Raw genomic sequence first — 17,492 nt, 5'->3', positions numbered from 1 at the left:
TTGTCTAAATTTTGGCAGCCTTGCGCAGCTCTGTCTAGGTGACGGCTGCGCTCTATGGTTGAACTACCGTGAATAATCCGCGTTTACTGTGCCAGATGGCACGCAACCTTGGCCCCGCGCAACATCCGCATCGGCGGGCGGGTGGTTTTGCAGACATCCGTCGCCAACGGGCAACGCGGGTGATAGGCGCATCCGGAGGGCGGGTTAATCGGGTCCGGAATCTCGCCCGTGGGGGGGGGCACATCGCGCCCGAACTCGTCCAGTTTGGGGGCCGCGGCCAGCAACATCTGTGTGTAGGGGTGTTTGGGATCGTCGAACAGGTCTTCGGGGGTGGCTTCTTCGACCAGACGCCCTAGATACAAGACCCCGACACGGTCCGCCATATGCTGCACTACAGTCAGGTCGTGACTGATAAACAGATAGGTCAGGCCCAGCTGGTCCTTGAGGTCGCTCATCAGGTTGAGCACCTGCGCCTGCACCGAAACATCGAGCGCGCTGGTCGGCTCGTCGCAGACAATCAGGCGCGGCTCACTGGCGAGCGCGCGGGCGATGCAGATACGCTGGCGCTGCCCGCCGGAAAACTCGTGCGGGAACTTGCCCGCATCACGCGCCGACAGGCCGACCTGCTCCAACAAACGCTCGGACAGGCCCGTGGTGTCGCCACCGCGTGCGGCAACAGGCTCGGCGATAATATCGCGCACCCGCCAGCGCGGGTTGAGCGAGGCGAACGGGTCTTGGAAGATCATCTGGATGTCGGCCCGCACGGCGTCGACCTTTGCGCGGTCTTGCTCTCGGGCCAGATCGACACCGCGGATTTCCACCGCCCCTTCGGAGGGGCCCAGAAGCCCCACCAGCATTTTGCCAATGGTGGATTTGCCCGATCCGCTTTCGCCCACCAGCGCGTAAACGCTGCGCTCCTCGATCTCAAAACTGACATCGCTGACAGCGGTCAGGAAGGCCTTCTTGCGCTGCTCGACCACGCGGTTGAGCCATGGTTTCGAGACATCAAAGATGCGGGTCAGGCCAGAGACTGAAACAAGCGCCATTATGCGGTCTCCTGTGCGGGGGTGCCAAGCGGGCGAAGACAGGCGACGCCGTTTTGCAGGGCAGGGCTGTCGCCCACCGTACAGCCGTCTTGGGCATAGGGGCATCGGGGGTGGAATGCGCAGCCTTGGGGCAGGGCATCAAGACGGGGCATGGCACCAGGGATCTGGTGCAGCCGCGCCTTGCCGCGCGACGCCAGCGGGGTCGAGCCCATAAGCCCGTGGGTATAAGGGTGGCGCGGGCTGCCCAGTACATCGCGCACGGGCCCCAACTCGGCCAGTTTGCCCGCATACATCACCGCCACGCGGTCGGTGGCTTCGGCAATCACGCCCATGTCGTGGGTGATCAGCATGACGGCAGTGCCACGGTTGCGGCACAGCTTTTTCAGCAGCGCAATGATCTGCGCCTGCACCGAGACATCGAGCGCGGTTGTCGGCTCGTCCGCGATGATCAGGCTCGGCTCGGCACATAGCGCCAGCGCAATCACCACCCGCTGACGCATCCCGCCCGAGAATTCATGCGGATAGCTGTCGACACGCTCGGCCGCCCCCGGAATACCGACCTCCTCCAAGGCAGCCACCGCGCGGCGCTGCGCCTCGTCGCGGCTGACGTCCAGATGCGCCATGATCGTCTCGCTCAGCTGGTCGCCGATGCGCAGCAGCGGGTTGAGCGAGGTGAGCGGGTCCTGAAAGATCATCCCGATCTCTTTGCCGCGCAAGCGCCGCATCGCATCGCCCTTCAGCTGATCAATCCGCGCCCCGTTCACGTAAATCTCACCCTTGGTGATGCGGGCAGGCGGGTTCAGGAGGCCAATCACGGCGTTGCCCGCCATAGACTTCCCCGCACCGGATTCGCCCACGATGCCAAGGATTTCCCCCGCAGCGATGTCATAGGATATGCCGTCCACAGGCCGCAGGATGCCGTGGCGCGTGGGGATTTCAACGGTGAGGTTGCGGATGGAGAGGATGGGGTTTGTCATAGGCACGGATTCCAGACTGGCTTTCGATCTACGCTAAAGCTCTTCGCGATTTCAGCTCGAAAGCTATCTTTGTTTTTCACGATGTTTTCGAAAAACCCTTTTGTCCCTGGATCACTGCACAGCTTCTGTTCTGAGACATCTGGAAGATTATTTGCTTCAAATGCATCCAATTCCAACTGCGACGCAGGGCCATTCCTTCCTACAAAATCTCGGTGATTGTCCAAAACATTCAAAAGCCATGCAGATGCTTGTGCGTCATCTGAACATTTTGAAGCATAGTTTTGAACCATCAGAGTGATCGCATAACTGCATAGAACAGCTCCACGCTGATCGAAAGCAGGTGCCTTATTGTCCTCCGCTAAGCCCAAACTGGGTATGCACAGAGCGGCGATATAGATAGTATTTTTCATCGCAACCTCGGATTAAGCGCGTCGCGCAGCCAGTCGCCCAGCAAGTTTACCGCCAGTGCCAGTGCCAGCAGTGTTATGGCGGGGAAGAGCAGGATCCACCACTCGCCCGAGAACAGGAAGCCTTGGCCGATGCGGATGAGCGTGCCAAGCGAGGGCTGTGTGGGCGGGGCGCCTACGCCGAGGAAAGACAGTGTCGCTTCGGCGATGATAGCGAGCGCCAGCGAGATGGTGGCGATCACGAGGACGGGCGACAGCACGTTGGGCAGGATGTGGCGCAGCATGATTGCGGGCGATGTGCGCCCGATCAGGCGGGCGGCGGCGACGTATTCTTTGTTCTTTTCGACCAACGTCGCACCGCGCACAACGCGGGCAAATTGCACCCAGTCAGACAAACCAATCGCGATAATCAGCACCCAGATCGCCATCTGGTCGCGGTACTCGACCGGAGTGATGCCCTTGGCGATGCCAAAGATCAGCATCGCTACAAGGATCGCCGGAAAGGTCAGCTGCACATCCGCAATGCGCATGATGATTGTCTCGGTCCAGCCGCCGACATAGCCCGCAAGCAAGCCCAGCGTGATGCCCAGCACCATCGCAAAAGCCACCGCCGCAGCCCCCACAAACAGCGATATGCGCATGCCGTAGAGGATGGTCGAGAACACATCACGGCCCTGATCATCGGTGCCCAGCCAGAAGACATCGCCAGTAAACGCATTCGGCTGCATCGGCGCGGAGAACCCGTTCATCAGGTTCAATGTGGCAGGATCAAACGGGTTATGCGGCGCAATCAGCGGGGCAAAGACCGCGCCCAGCACCATAATCAACACCACCACAAAGCTGACCACCGCCACCGGCGAGCGTTTGAAGGCGTAGAAAAAGTCGCTTTGCAGCGCGAGTGACAGGCGTGAGGGGTCTTTGACGGGGGTAGGGGTGTCGGTCATCTTAATGCCCTCCGCTTCGGTCGGCGCGCAGGCGCGGGTCAATCCAGAAATACAGCAGGTCCACGATCAGGTTGATGCCCACAAACATGACCGAGATCATCATCAGATAGGCCGCCATGACAGGAATATCGACAAACTGGATCGCGTTGATAAACAGCAATCCCACGCCGGGCCATTGGAACACCGTCTCGGTGATAATCGCAAACGCGATGATCGAGCCAAGCTGCAACCCCGTCACGGTAATCACCGGCACCAGCGTGTTTTTGAGCGCGTGGCGAAAATTCACCGCCCGCTCGCGCAGGCCCCGTGCGCGGGCAAAGCGAATATAATCCTGCCGCAAAACCTCCAGCATTTCAGAGCGGACAAGCCGCATGATCAAGGTCATCTGGAACAGGCTGAGGGTGATGGCGGGCAGGATGATCGCCTGAAGGCCAGATTTGGTCAGGAACCCCGTGCTCCACCACCCGATCTGCACCACGTCACCGCGCCCGAAACTGGGCAGCCAGCCCAGCTCGACCGAGAAGAGGTAGATCAGAAGTATCCCGATGAGGAAGGTCGGCAGCGACACCCCGATCAGCGACAGTGACATAATCATATTGGCGGCAAATCCGTCGCGCCTGATGGCGGTAAAGACGCCCAGACCGATGCCCACCACAATCGCCAGAAACCCCGAGACGGCGGCCAGCTCCAGCGTGGCGGGGGCGCGTTCAATCAGGATTTCGGAAACAGGGCGGCCCTGGCGATAGCTGACGCCGAAGTTGCCGTTGGCGGCGTTGCTGAGGAATTTGAAATATTGCACGGGAAACGGCTGATCAAGGCCCAGCTGCGTGCGCAGCCGCTCGACATCTGCCATCGTGCGCTCCTGCCCCAGCATGTTTTCCACCGGATCACCGACGAAGCGGAACATAGAAAACGCGACCAGCCCTACGACCAGCAGGACAAGGGCGGATTGCACGATGCGTTGAATGATAAAGGCAAGCATGGGCCAAACAGACAGATTGAGGGCCACGGGGTCAAGGGACACAGCGGCCGATTGTAAGGGGGAGGGCGTATTAAAAAGGGCGGCACGCGTGGCACCGCCCTTGATGGTGTCATGGATCAGTCGCTTACTTCATCTTGAAGTATTTGAACTGTGCCGTGTCATCGGCCGCAACGACGGTATCCACACGCGATGTCATGCCCCAGTTCAGGACCTGGTGGTGGATCGGCACATAAAGCGCCTCGGATTGCACAACCTCCCAAATCTCGGAGATCATCGCGTTGCGCTTGTCCAGATCGGTTTCAGAGGCAAGACCTTTGATCTTTGCATCAAGTTCGGCATCGCCGAAGCGCGTGCCGTTCCATGCGCCGTATTTGTCGTCACGGCTGTGCACGAGGAAGTTAAAGATATACTCGGAATCGTAGGTCGGCACGCCCCAGCCCAGCATGTAGAAATCTGTCGCCAGCGTGTTGATCAGCGGGAAGTGCTGCGCCTTGGGTTGCGCATCAAGGTTCACTTTCACACCGATTTGGGCATACATGCCCACGGCCGCCTGACAGATCGCCTCGTCGTTGATGTAGCGGTCGTTGGGGCAGTTCAGCGTGATCGAGAAGCCGTCGCTGTAACCTGCCTCGGACATCAGCGCCTTGGCGGCGTCCAGATCGGTCTTGGAGGAGGCATCCATATCCGCGTCCCAGCCGTTTACAAAGGGTGGGGCGATCATGCCCGCAGGCTCTGACTGGCCGCGCATCACGACCTGTTTGATCGCATCGCGGTTGATGGCCATGTTCATCGCCTGACGCACGCGCACATCGGCAAACGGGTTTTTGCCGTCGACGTTATCGGTGGTCAGATCCGCATCGCCCGAGTTCATGCCAAAGAAGATAACGCGGTTTTGCGGCGTGGTGCGCACATCCAACCCGTCGGTGCCCGACACGCGGGCAAGGTCCTGGACCGGCACGTCCTGAATGAAGTCAACTTCACCCGACAGCAAGGCGGCAACACGGGTCGCGGCGTTCTGGATCGGGGTATAGACGATCTCGGTCACGTCCATGGCAAACTCGTCTTTGCCCCAGTAATTTTCGTTGATGGCCATGACGGTCTTCACGTCAGGCTCACGGCTGACCAGCTTGTAGGCGCCGGTGCCGTTCACGTTCTTGGCGGCAAAAGTGTCTTCGCCACCCTCGACATCCTGTACTTTGACAGCGTTATTCGCCTCGGCCCAACCTTTGTCCATCATCATGATGTTGGTCAGGTTGTTGGGCATGATCGGGTTCGGACCATCGGTCACGATTTCGACCGTCATGGCATCAGGTGCGCGGATTTCCGTGACAGAGGCCAGCAGCGCCTTGTGGTCGCTGTTTTCTGACATCGCACGCTCAAGGCTGAACTTCGCATCCTCGGAATCAAACGCGGCACCGTCGTGGAAGGTCACGCCGCTGCGCAGCTTGAACACCCAGACGTTAGGATCATCGGACGAGGGTGCCCATTCGGTGGCAAGCGCCGGCACCATCGTGCCCGCCATGTCGCGCATAACCAACGGCTCGCTCATCTGGTGGGCCAAGGCGTTTGTCGGGCCTTCGTTCTGGGCGTGGGGGTCTAGCGTCAGCGCATCGCCGGCACGGGCCCATCGCAGCGTCTCGGCGCTGGCAAGTGCGGTGGATGACAGCAATACGGCCATCGACAAAAGCGTGAGGTTCTTCATTTGTTATCTCCCTAATCGGTGGATCCGTCACAGGTGTCTGCGCGAATACCTTGGTGGGAACTCTACGGCTAATTGGTCCGGTGGCAATAACTTTGGTTCACTATTTTGCGCTGAGGGCCACGTGATCGCGTCAAACTGTGGCTGAGCGGCTGTTTTTGTCGCGCAGTGGCGCAAAGCAGATGTGTGTACATCCTTAGCTTAACATAATACTGATTATAAGCAATATGGAGTGCAGTATGCGGACCTGTGTGCCGGCACCTATTCCCGCGCACGATCAGCGGTTTGGCACGGTTGCCTCATGTCGCTACCCGCCGCGCATTGCCCGTGACGATAAACTTAGGCCTTGGGCGCTCTGATCCTCCAGAAACGCGCCATAGACCGCATGCACGTCGCGGTACGCGCGGCCTTTGGGATTGTCGCGGTTGGCTGTGCGCGCTGGTGCCAAAGCCACTTTTTCAAAGTCGCTCGACACATTGGCCTTGGAGGTTTTCATATAGAGCGCGATCGTCACCAGCCGTGCGATGTCCACGCCGCTTGTCACGGGCTGCCCCGTCTGCGCGACAATCAAGTCCCCCAGAACCAGCCCGCTGTCTGGATCAGGCTCGACGACGAGGCGCTGGAAGAATGAGAAATCTATCCCGTTTTGAACGACTTGCGTGCCGCGGCTAAACTTGATCCAGTGCGCTGGCACAGGTGTGATTTTGTCAGGCAGCAACAGGTCACCCGTGCGGCCTGCGTTTTTGATGTAGATGCCCGCCGGATTGGCAAGCGCCAACTTGCGGCCGTCCCAAGCGTGCGAAATGGCGGTGCCGAATATATTGGGATCCGAGTTGCGGCAGTCGGCGGCGGCCCCGAACGGCATGGTCGCAATCAGCTCTGGCCCCGTCAGCGCCCGGCTGCCATCGGTTGTGCCAAACGGGTAAGCACCATGGGCAAACAAGTTGATCGTGGCCGCAAGGCTATTCGCTGAATTTGACATAAAAGCAATGGCTTGTGATCCGTTGTTGAAGTCTCCTCGGACCGGTTGATTATAGGCGCTGCGGGCCATTTCAGTTAGGAAAGCGCATTTGCGCAGCGCAGGCGTGCTGTCAATGCCGAACGGATCATGCGTGCCAAAGACATCCCGCGGATCAATCGTGTCGACCCGTGCAAAATCAGCCAGCAGTTGCAGGGTTTGCTCTGGATCGACGGATGCAAGGAAGGCCCAGTAATCGCGTGTCTCTGTGGTCATCTCGACCCGCAGCAGCCGCCCGTCCGCGTCATGCACATCGCGCCATTCAAGGTATTCTTCCTGCCCCAATCGCCCTTGCACGCCAACATCGGAGCGGTGGCACAAAAACTCGTCCGTGTTTTGGGTGCCCAAGGCCGTGGCATAGCGTTGTGGATAGGCCGGCCAGGTTTGCTGGATCAGCCCTGCGTTCAGATCGCTGTCCCCGTCGGCGACAATCTGGACTGGCAGGTCAAACCCCTGCCCTGCGTAATTTTCATGTGCGTCGCGCACAGCCTTGTCCAGTAACCCGTTGACAATACCATTCCAAAGAACAGCGTGCTGGGGAGCTACGTCATTCAGGTATCCGGGCAAGGCCATGCGCGGCTCTTGGTGATCAAAAAGTACTTTAGAATATTCAATCATGCTTAAATACCTTCTTGTCGCAGTGCCCTCAGGTCTTTCTGAGGCAAGCCAGCGGGACACCGACAAAATGCACGACCAGAACCACCAGACACTGCCACCACACTTACAAGGCCGCTCCGAAATTGAAGGGTACAACGGCGAAGACCTGCGCGCTGGGGAAAGCACTTTCGATCCATTGTTTCGTTGCCGTCTTTGGCCCCTGCCCGAATTCCCGGGCAAGGTAGATATGGTAACAGGGCCGGTATGTTGGCTCTGGTCGCGACTTTAGGTCACAAAGGCCGGCGGTAACTGCCGTGGGTGCGTGCTGTAGACGTACGAGGTCTACACCCTGCCTGCCCGATGGGGCGTTTGACTGAAAAAACTGCATCGTGACCCCCACCGTTGCGCGTGACGTAATACGGGCATTATAGATCACACGTTTTGGTTGTTTCGAGGGGCCTGCGTGAATCTACCGTGAATTATGCGCGAATAATGTGGTAAACGGCGCGTTTTATTGCCTGCTCACCTATTATTTTGTGCCGTGATGCGGCTAGTCTTTGACCTTATCCCAAAGGGATGTGCGGCGGCGCTTGCGCTGCGATATTCCCGCGCAACGTGACGTGACAAGAAAGCGGCCACCGATTGACGAAATCGTGAATAGCCAACTAAAGTTAACTATCGACCAACGTATTGGAGTATTTGAGATTCCGTCCGATGAAACAGCTTGCACGCATGGGTTGAAGTTGGACCTGCTGGGACCGTTCACGCTTTGCAGTGGTGATGGTACGGTCATCAAGATTCCCGGCCTGAAGACCCGCGCCGTTCTGGCGCTTCTGGCGGTGTCTCCTCAGGGGGAGCGGGGCCGCAAATGGCTGCAATACAAACTTTGGAGCGACCGCGGCCAGGCCGAGGGTGCGGCCAGCCTGCGCCAAAGCCTGCGCGATCTTCGGGCGCGGTTGGATGGCTACGGTGTTATCACAGCCAGCCGACAGGCCATCACACTGGATCTGGACAAGATCACCGTAGACGTGCGCCAAATAGAAAGCGCGGGTCTGGATACAACTCTGGGGCCCACGGGGACGTTTCTGGAAGATCTCGAAATACCCGACCGTGAATTCAAAAGCTGGCTGCGCGAACAGCGGAGCTATTGGGCAGAGCAGATTGAAAAGGCCGATGCCCCTGCCCTTGCTGCCGTCTCCGCAATTGCGCCGCAGCCCGCGCAGCCCATTCCAGCGGATTACACGCCGATCATCGCGCTCAAACCGCTTAGCTTTCGGGGCCGTGGCAAGCCGTCTCCCTATCTGTGGGAGGGGCTGAGCGAGGCCATTCTCGAGCAGCTTTCGCGTCAGCATTCTTTGTCGATCATCTCGCGCAACTCTTCGCAGGAGGCGAACCAGCGGACCCAAACCATTGAAGAATTCGGTCAGGCGGTCGATGCCGACTATGTCGTTACGGGCAGTCTGGAGGGGGGCGAAGACGCGTATCTGCTGCGGCTAGAGCTGTTGCGCTGTCCTGAGCAGACGATTGTATGGTCGGGGAATTTTCCGATCAACCTGCCCGAAGGGACAGATGTTCTGGTGCAGGTCGCCAGCGAAATCGCCGGTAATCTGGGCGCCCAAGTGAGCGTGTTTCACGAACGCCAGACCCCGGTGATAAACCCAAGCAACCCGCAAACCGCACATCTGGTCTGGCGCGGGCGTTGGCATTTGAACCGTTTGACAAAACACGACAGCGCCGAGGCGCAAAAGCTGTTCGAGCAGGCCATCGCACTGGACGAACGCTCGGTTGATGCGCATGTGCATCTGGCGTGGAGCCTGCTGTGGCAGTCGTGGGCGTCACGCAGTGCGCGCGACGACATTCTCAAGGGGCGTGCAGTGGCGCAACGGGCCATCCGTCTGGATAACACCGACGGGCGGGCCTACTGGATTGTGGGCACGGCCAATTGCTGGCTTCTGGATCACAAATCCGCCTATCAGTTCACCGCCCGCGCAATCGAGCTGTGCCCCTCTCTGGCGATTGCCCACGCGCAGCAAGGCAGTAATTGTATTCTCAGTGGCAAGCCCGAAGAGGCGCTCAAGCATCTGCAACGCGCCCTGATCCTGTCGCCCCATGACCAGCAAAAGTTCTACTTTCTGGGGGAACTGGCGATGGCGGCCTATTTGATCGGCAACTACGACGAGGCTTTGGCCTTTGCGGACGAGGCGCTGATGCTGCGGCCTGCCTATTGGTACGCGCATCTGGTGCGGTTCTTGTCCAACACAGGTCAAGGCATGGCAGGCGCGGCCGAGCGGTCGCTCACGGCATTGCGCGACAGCCGCAGCGGCCTCAACGAGACGGACATCGAATGGCTGCCCTTCGAGGACAGGGGCGTGAACGCCGACATGCTCGAGAAGTTGCGCGCAGCGGGGGCGTTTGTCGGCAACCCCAAACGGGCCAAAGCGACGGGTACAAGTCTATGAAATTCAAATTTGCCGATAATTATCAGAAAATCCGTCAGGCCATGCGCATTGATACGTCCCGCACCGACCTGCGCGAGACCGAGTTTTCGCTGGACAAGCTCAACCCCTCGTTTGTGGGGCGTGTCACGGGGGCGGCAACGCAATGGGGGCTGAAATCGGTGCTGTTGCCTTTGGGGCAGCGGTTCTTCCCGCGGCTCAATGTGTTTGGCATTTTCACCGCCGTCACCCGCTATGATGACGTGTCGATGGTGCTGCGCAACCACGCGGCGTTCGAGGTTCCCTTTGGCCTCGAGATGACCGAGATGACGGGCGGTGTGAATTTCGCTTTGGGTGATGACGGCGCACTGCATGACGACCAACTGGCGCGGATGTTGGCAGCCTTCAAAGACGTCGATGTCGAGCGCGACCTGCGCCAACCCAGCGCCACCATCACCGATGCCCTGCTGCATGACGCAGGCGGAGAGATCAACGCAGCCGGTGATCTGGTCACCCGTGTCGCCGCCGAGGTCTGCCTGTCCGTCTACGGGATTGAGACAGAGGACGCGGACCAGTTCGCGGCCTACTCCATGGCGGGCACAGCGCTGTTGTTTGCCGACCCCACAGGCAGCGCCGTCACCCGTGCGCAAGCCTCCATCGCGGCGCGGCGTTTGCGTGAAATCCTTGATGCCAATATCGCCGCCTATGTGCGCCACCTCAAAACGCCCGATCTGAAAGACGCCCCGCGCAAACCCGTGCGGATTGGCGTGCTGCAACGGCTTGTCGATGGTTATGCCGCCGATAACCGTGATGATGCCGATGCGTGGCCGCTGACCCCCGAGAATGCCGCATCGGTGCGGGCGATGATGTTTGGCCTGATTACAGGATTTGTGCCGACCAACACCATGTCGGCGGGCGGCATATTGCTGCAACTCAACAAACGCCGCGACTGGTTCAGCCACGCGGTTTATCTGGCATTGGCTGCGCGAAGCGCCGAAGGCACGGACGCCGCCGTTACCGCCCGCGATGCCTTTACCGATTATATATTCGAGGTCGCCCGCTTTAATCCCGCCTTGGCACCGGGGCAGTTTCGGGTGCGCACCACGGCCCCCCTGCCCGACGATGCAAAAGACACCGCCCTTGCGGGCATTGCGCCCGGCACGGTCGTGATCGCCGCCACGGCCATCGCCATGCGCGACCCGCGCAAATTCCGCGCGCCCAACGCCTTTTCCCCCAATAAAACCCAAGACGTGCACGCGCCGCCCGCTGCCCGCGATCTGATGTTTGGCGCAGGTATCCACGAATGCATCGGCGAATATTGGGCCAAGGCCGTCATCTCGGAAACGCTGCGCCGACTGCTGGCCCAGCCCGAGATCGCGATTGCCTCCAAACGCCGCCAGATCAAGCGATCCGGCCCGTTTTTGTCGTCGATGAGGTTCAGCTATGCGCCTCGCGAAGGGCACCGCAACCAGACGATGATCACGGCAGGCATTGCGCTGCGCGAGGGTGCAGATGCCGAAGCCGTGCGCGCCGCGCTGCGCGATCTGAACGATACAGAACAGGGCGTTATCCCCGTGGATGGGCGGCTGAAACACGCGCTGTGCGACACAGGCATCGTGCACTTCGCCAGCCTCAACCTGATTGATCTGGGCGAGGAAGACGCGCCCGAATTTGCGATCCTTGTGGATTTTGCCGTGGACGGTCCTGCCGAACAGGCGCTGGCGCGTATCAACGACCACGCCCATGCCCTTCTTGATCCGCTGGTCGTGCATTTAGAGACGAAGGACGCGGCCCGCAGCAAAGCCATCAAGAGCTTCGGCGAAACCCCCAGCTTTGCCGCCCTTGTCCTTGGCAACATGGAGGTTTTCCAGACGCGGCCCTATGGCTCGATCGGGTTGAACTTTGTCGGCACGGGCGAATTCTCGGTCGCGCAGATCGCGCAAGAGCACGCCCTTTATGAATGGCTCTCGTCCCGCGAAGAGGTAAAGGACACGCCCGCAGACAAGCTTTATGAAACACCGGTGAGCGATCTGGCCGGAATGCGCAACGTGATCTTGAATGATCCTGATCTGAATGCGCGGTTCGGGCATTTGCTCTATCGCCCGTCCGACCGTTTCCCGCGCTTTTCGCGGATGCAGACGCGCAGTTTCCGCTCCTTCATCATCAGCCTCTTTACCAACCAGACCCAGCTGATCGGCTATGCGGTGTTTGTGCTGGCAGCGCTGATCCTGCCTGCGTTCTTTGCGCTGATCTTTGGCGTTTGGTGGGTGCCGCCTGTGGGCTATGTCACGGTGTGGTGGCTGCCGCCGCTGCTGATCATGTCGGGCGCGCTGATCTTTGCTGCGGTGCTGTGGTATCACGAGAACCGCCGCGACCAGCCTGACACCCGTTATGCCAGCCACGACCATCTGGCCGCCATTCAAGAGATGGAAGACCTGCCCGGCCACATGCAAAACCACCTGACCAGTGTCAGTACGCTCAAACCTGGGTTCTTTCGCAAGCTCACCTTTGCCGTGTCGTTGTTTGCGGTCAAAAAGATGGGGCAACTGTGGTTCCGCCCCGGTTTTGTGACTGACTTTGCCACGATCCACTATGCAAAATGGTTCCGCCTGAAAGGCACTGAAAAGCTGATCTTTCAGGCACATTATGACGGCAGCTGGGAAAGCTATCTTGAGGATTTTATTACCAAAGTCCACGGTGGCCAAACGGCGGCGTGGAACAACGCGGTGGGTTTTCCCAAAACCAACTGGTGGATCTTGGACGGTGCCGAGGACGGCGATAACTTTAAACGCTGGGTGCGCCGCCAGCAGGTGCCGACGCTGTTCTGGTTTGCGCGCTTTCCCAAGCTGACGACAGATGTGATCCGCACCAATTCGCTGGTGCGGGACGGGCTGGCACGGGCGCGCACGGCCTCGCAACAAACCACTTGGGAGCGGCTGTTCAGCGCCCCTGCCCGCCCTGCCCACGCCATCGAGACAGAGCAGGTGCAGACGCTGCTGTTCAACGGGCTGGGCCGTCACCGCATGATGACTGCGCGGATGGTCGCCTTTGACGATGCAAAACTGGCCAAGGCGTGGATTTCCGAGATGGTCAAAGGGGCGGGCAACGCGGAAGAGCCGAACCTGCGTGTCGCGGGCAGCCTGTCGTTTGGCGACGAACATCCCAATAACGCGGTGCGCTTTCTTGCATTCTCGGCCGAAGGGTTACGAAAGCTGGGGATGCCCGATGCGGTCGAGGACGGGTTGGCGACAATGCCCCACGCCTTTGTCGACGCAATGGCCAAACGCGACCGTTTGGTGGGCGATCATCTGTCAGACACCACAAACCCCGACATCTGGCGCTGGCGCGACGCGCTGCCCCACGCACGCGGCCGCAAAAGCGATCCATTGCCCGAAGATACCGCCATGACCGTACATGCCGTGGTGCTGGAATATGCCCTTAGCGATGATCACGTGGACAAGATGAACGGATCATTCAAGGAATGGACCACGCAATACAAGTTGCGCGAAGTCGACCACATATTCTCGGACACGCGGCCCGAAGGGACAGGCGGCGACAGCAAACAACCCCGCGCCACCGACGGCTTTGGTTTCCGCGACGGGATTTCACAGCCCATCATGCGCGGCACGCTGGCCTTTGCAAAAGGCCAAAGCGAGGAAGACAACATCGTCGACCCCGGAGAGTTCATTCTGGGCTATCCCGACAGCCGCGGGTATCTACCGCTCAGCCCGCGTGTCTCGTTGCGCCATGGCGGCGCGCAGGCGCTGCCCTCGATCAACCCGACGGTCATCGACAATGTGCCGCAATTCATGCGCCACGACGAGGACGAGTACCGCGACTTTGGCCGCAACGGCAGCTTTTTGGTCATTCGCCAGCTCAAGCATGACGAAAAGAAGTTCGATGATTTCGTCAACTATCAAGCCAGCAGGCTGGCCCCGCCGCCGTCCCCCGATACGCCCAGCAGGTTCCCCATTACGGTCAAGGAACCTCCGCAGGCCTACAAAGCCCTCACGCCGCAAATGGTCAGCGGCGCCACCTTTTCGGTTCTGGACGAAGACAGCGCTATCTCGTCCAACATGCCGGAGGTTCCTTTTCTAAGGTCGGCCAATGTGAACGAGCTGTGGTGGCGCGAATGGGTCGCCGCCAAGATGATTGGCCGCTGGAAAGACGGCAGCTCGCTCACCCGTAATCCCAGTATTTCGGTCACGACGCGCAACCGCGCCAGCTATCATACCAATATCCGCAGGCTTTTGATGCAGCTCAAGGACTTGCCCGACGTGGGCGATCTGGTTGCAGGTTTTCTTAAAAAGATGGGCGTGGCGGATTTCGACCCTGTGCCTGGAAAACTGCAAAACAGCGGTTACGGCCACGGAAACGCGGCCCTCAACGTTGTGCAAGAAGTCCTGAATGTGCAGGAAAACCCCGCAAGCCGTTTTGCTCAGGGCAAAGTCTTGTGGTCGCAGGCCAATTGGGATGCCTTCATCAAGGAGATCACGGCCCTTGGTACGCAGTTGCAGGCCGCAGCCCCCGCCCTTGCGCCGCTGCCGCGTTTTGATAACGCGCCGATCGAGCCGGACAATGACTTCCGCCACGGGCGCGACGATCCCGAAGGGCTGTATTGCCCGTTCAGCTCGCATATCCGCCGCACCAACCCGCGCGACAGCCTGCGCCCCGAAAGCGATCTGCAGCTGCGCATCAACAACCGCCACCGCCTGTTGCGGCGCGGGCGTACCTACGCGCAGCGCGATCAGGCTGCGGTGGAGAAAGGCACGCTGTTCATGTGCTTTAACGCCAATATCGAACGCCAGTTCGAGTTTGTGCAGCAAACCTGGATGAACTCTGCCTCGTTCCACGGCGGGCGGCATGGGCCTGACCCGTTGGTCAGCACAAAAACCGAAGGGGACGAATATATCATCGCAGGCTCCGAGACATCGTGGCTGTTGGACCTGCACCCTCCAAAAGCCACCCCCGAAGAGCAAGCCCAAGAGCAGCTTCAAGGCCCGCAAGCGGTCAAACGCCCCTCGGGGCCACAGGACTTTAGCTGCGTAGTCGGCGGCGGGTATTTCTTTATGCCCAGCCTGCAGGCGCTCAAGTTTCTGGCCCATTCCGAGGACTAGGGCAAATCGCCATTGACCTTGGGTGCAGGGCCGTGAAACGTGGCGCTGAATATTCGCCACTTCGGAGCCCGCCCCATGGACCGCGTCGCCATCGTACACGAGAATTTTCTGCGCAAACTGGCGCAGGATGATCTGCCAGAGGGGGCCGCCCCCGATCCGTCCTTGGATGCCGCCACGCTCGAGCAGGTCTTCCATTCGCAGGTGCTCAGCCGTCAGTTGGACCGCACCAGCCGCGTGATGCAGGCGCAGGGTAAAGGGTTCTATACCATCGGTTCTTCGGGTCACGAAGGCATGGCGGCCGTGGCTCAGGCGTTGCGGCCGACCGACATGGCCTTCTTGCACTACCGCGATGCCGCGTTTCAGATCCAGCGCAGCACCCAAGTACCCGAGCAAACCCCGATGCGCGATATGCTGCTCAGCTTTCGGGCGGCTTCGGCTGATCCTATCTCGGGCGGGCGACACAAGGTGCTGGGGTCAAAGGCGCTCAACATCCCGCCGCAGACATCAACCATCGCCAGCCACCTGCCCAAAGCGGTGGGCGCCGCCTATAGCCTTGGCCTTGCGCGGCGCAGCACGCCCGAGCACGCCCACCTGCCCCACGACAGCATCGTGATGTGCAGCTTTGGCGACGCCTCGTCGAACCATTCCACCGCACAAGGGGCGATCAACACGGCCTGCTGGACCAGCTTCCAATCCGCGCCTCTGCCCCTTCTGTTTGTCTGCGAAGACAACGGCATCGGCATCTCGACGCCGACCCCACGCGGCTGGGTTGCGGCGAATTTTGCCAACCGTCCAGGACTGCGGTATTTTGCCTGCAACGGCGTTGATATGGCCGAAACCCTGCGCATCAGCGCCGAGGCTGCCGCCTATGTGCGCCAGACCCGCAAGCCCGCGTTTTTGCACATCACTACCGTGCGGCTCTATGGCCACGCTGGATCGGACGTTGAGGCGACCTACCGCGACAAAGCCACGATCGAAGCGGCAGAGGCGAACGACCCGCTGCTGCACTCTGCCCGTATCCTGCGCGACGCTGGCATCAAGACACCCGCGCAATCAATTGAAATATATGAACGTATCGGCGCTGACTGCGCGGCCATGTCCGCCGACATCATGCAAGAGCCGACCCTCACCACCGCGGATGAGGTTCTGCACAGCCTCATCCCGCCAGCCCGAAGCTGCGCCCCCACTAACGGCCCCAGCGCCGCACTGCGCGATCAGACCTTCGGCTCTGACGCGAAACAGCACACTCAACCCCAACCTATGAACCGCCTCATCGGCTGGGCGCTGACCGATCTGATGCTGGCCCACCCAGAGGTGATCGTCGCGGGCGAAGATGTGGGCCGCAAAGGCGGCGTCTACGGTGTCACGCAAAAGCTGCAATCGCGCTTTGGCCCCGACCGCGTGATCGACACGCTGCTGGACGAACAGTCCATCCTCGGCCTTGCCATCGGAATGGCCCACAACGGGTTTGTCCCCGTTCCCGAAATCCAGTTCCTCGCCTATCTGCACAACGCCGAAGACCAGCTGCGCGGCGAGGCAGCCACCCTCAGCTTCTTCTCGGACGGCCAATATACCAACCCGATGGTGTTGCGCATTGCGGGGCTGGGCTATCAAAAAGGCTTTGGCGGGCATTTCCATAACGACAACTCGCTGGCCGTGCTGCGTGACATCCCCGGCCTGATCATCGCCTGCCCGTCCAATGGTGCGGACGCCGCGATGATGCTGCGCGAATCCGTACGCCTCGCGCGTGAAGAACAGCGCATCGTCGCCTTTATCGAGCCCATCGCCCTCTACCCCATGCGCGACCTGCTTGAGGACGGCGACGGCGCGTGGATGCACACCTATCCGACACCGGACCGCCGCATCGCTCTGGATGAAATCAATGTCCAGGGCGACGGCACCGACCTTGCCATCGTCAGCTACGCCAACGGCTATTACCTCTCGACCAAAGCGGCCAAACAACTGCAAGACCAAGGTATCAAAACCCGCGTCATCGACATGCGCTGGCTTGCGCCGCTGCCGAAAGACGCGCTGCTGGCGGCCACAAAAGACTGCAAAAACATCCTCATCGTCGATGAATGCCGCACCACGGGCAGCCAATCCGAAGCGCTCATGGCCCTCTTCACCGAGGCCAACCGCACAGGCACCGCCCGCCTCGCCGCCCAAGACAGCTTTATCGCCACAGGTCCCGCCTACGCCGCCACGCTTCCGTCAGTCAACGCCATCGTAGATGCGGCCCAATCGCTGGTAAAACACAACGCTTAACTTCT

The 17,492-nt window shown here is 60.1% G+C and carries 10 protein-coding genes; 3 read left to right on the top strand and 7 right to left on the bottom strand.

Annotation, left to right across the window (positions count from 1 at the left end; translation table 11 throughout):
* Positions 1-83: 83 nt before the first annotated feature.
* The 7 genes from ABMC88_RS10045 to ABMC88_RS10015 form a co-directional block, all read right to left on the bottom strand.
* The gene (locus ABMC88_RS10045) at positions 84-1,046 is read right to left on the bottom strand and encodes an ABC transporter ATP-binding protein (RefSeq protein ID WP_349576746.1); all 963 of its coding nucleotides are present in this window, start codon (positions 1,044-1,046) and stop codon (positions 84-86) included.
* Positions 1,046-2,023 (bottom strand): ABC transporter ATP-binding protein, encoded by a 978-nt coding sequence (locus ABMC88_RS10040; RefSeq protein ID WP_349576745.1) that lies wholly within the window; start codon positions 2,021-2,023, stop codon positions 1,046-1,048. Before ABMC88_RS10040 ends, ABMC88_RS10045 begins: the two co-directional genes overlap by 1 nt.
* On the bottom strand, positions 2,020-2,433 hold the full coding sequence (locus ABMC88_RS10035; protein WP_349576744.1) for a hypothetical protein: 414 nt from the start codon (positions 2,431-2,433) through the stop codon (positions 2,020-2,022). Before ABMC88_RS10035 ends, ABMC88_RS10040 begins: the two co-directional genes overlap by 4 nt.
* Positions 2,430-3,374 carry an ABC transporter permease gene (locus tag ABMC88_RS10030; protein ID WP_349576743.1) on the bottom strand — a complete coding sequence of 315 codons (945 nt, stop codon included), beginning with the start codon at positions 3,372-3,374 and terminating at the stop codon, positions 2,430-2,432. The genes ABMC88_RS10035 and ABMC88_RS10030 overlap by 4 nt, the downstream gene beginning before the upstream one ends.
* A gap of 1 nt (position 3,375) precedes the next feature.
* On the bottom strand, positions 3,376-4,356 hold the full coding sequence (locus ABMC88_RS10025) for an ABC transporter permease (RefSeq protein WP_349576898.1): 981 nt from the start codon (positions 4,354-4,356) through the stop codon (positions 3,376-3,378).
* A 124-nt stretch (positions 4,357-4,480) separates the two neighbouring features.
* Positions 4,481-6,058 (bottom strand): ABC transporter substrate-binding protein, encoded by a 1,578-nt coding sequence (locus ABMC88_RS10020; RefSeq protein WP_349576742.1) that lies wholly within the window; start codon positions 6,056-6,058, stop codon positions 4,481-4,483.
* Between the two features lie 304 nt (positions 6,059-6,362).
* Entirely contained in the window at positions 6,363-7,691 is a 1,329-nt protein-coding gene (locus ABMC88_RS10015) for a DUF8225 domain-containing protein (RefSeq protein WP_349576741.1), read from the bottom strand.
* Positions 7,692-8,413: 722 nt separating this feature from the next.
* Here ABMC88_RS10015 and ABMC88_RS10010 point away from each other — a divergent pair.
* From ABMC88_RS10010 to ABMC88_RS10000, 3 genes are all read left to right on the top strand, one after another.
* Complete coding sequence (locus ABMC88_RS10010) at positions 8,414-10,129, top strand: tetratricopeptide repeat protein (protein WP_349576739.1); 1,716 nt, start codon at positions 8,414-8,416, stop codon at positions 10,127-10,129.
* Positions 10,126-15,222 carry a cytochrome gene (locus ABMC88_RS10005; RefSeq protein ID WP_349576738.1) on the top strand — a complete coding sequence of 1,699 codons (5,097 nt, stop codon included), beginning with the start codon at positions 10,126-10,128 and terminating at the stop codon, positions 15,220-15,222. Before ABMC88_RS10010 ends, ABMC88_RS10005 begins: the two co-directional genes overlap by 4 nt.
* A gap of 75 nt (positions 15,223-15,297) precedes the next feature.
* Entirely contained in the window at positions 15,298-17,487 is a 2,190-nt protein-coding gene (locus ABMC88_RS10000) for a dehydrogenase E1 component subunit alpha/beta (RefSeq protein WP_349576737.1), read from the top strand.
* The last annotated feature ends 5 nt before the right edge of the window (positions 17,488-17,492 follow it).

It is taken from the genome of Sulfitobacter aquimarinus, assembly GCF_040149565.1.
Classification (GTDB): domain Bacteria; phylum Pseudomonadota; class Alphaproteobacteria; order Rhodobacterales; family Rhodobacteraceae; genus Sulfitobacter; species Sulfitobacter aquimarinus.
The sequence above is the reverse complement of the archived record's forward strand: the minus strand, read 5'-3'. Positions and strand labels throughout refer to the sequence as shown.

Bases quoted from the DNA above. Each gene is read 5' to 3' on its own strand.
- ABMC88_RS10045 (WP_349576746.1), bottom strand. From the start codon at position 1,046: ATGGCGCTTGTTTCAGTCTCTGGCCTGACCCGCATCTTTGATGTCTCG.
- ABMC88_RS10040 (WP_349576745.1), bottom strand. From the start codon at position 2,023: ATGACAAACCCCATCCTCTCCATCCGCAACCTCACCGTTGAAATCCCC.
- ABMC88_RS10035 (WP_349576744.1), bottom strand. From the start codon at position 2,433: ATGAAAAATACTATCTATATCGCCGCTCTGTGCATACCCAGTTTGGGC.
- ABMC88_RS10030 (WP_349576743.1), bottom strand. From the start codon at position 3,374: ATGACCGACACCCCTACCCCCGTCAAAGACCCCTCACGCCTGTCACTC.
- ABMC88_RS10025 (WP_349576898.1), bottom strand. From the start codon at position 4,356: ATGCTTGCCTTTATCATTCAACGCATCGTGCAATCCGCCCTTGTCCTG.
- ABMC88_RS10020 (WP_349576742.1), bottom strand. From the start codon at position 6,058: ATGAAGAACCTCACGCTTTTGTCGATGGCCGTATTGCTGTCATCCACC.
- ABMC88_RS10015 (WP_349576741.1), bottom strand. From the start codon at position 7,691: ATGATTGAATATTCTAAAGTACTTTTTGATCACCAAGAGCCGCGCATG.
- ABMC88_RS10005 (WP_349576738.1), top strand. From the start codon at position 10,126: ATGAAATTCAAATTTGCCGATAATTATCAGAAAATCCGTCAGGCCATG.
- ABMC88_RS10000 (WP_349576737.1), top strand. From the start codon at position 15,298: ATGGACCGCGTCGCCATCGTACACGAGAATTTTCTGCGCAAACTGGCG.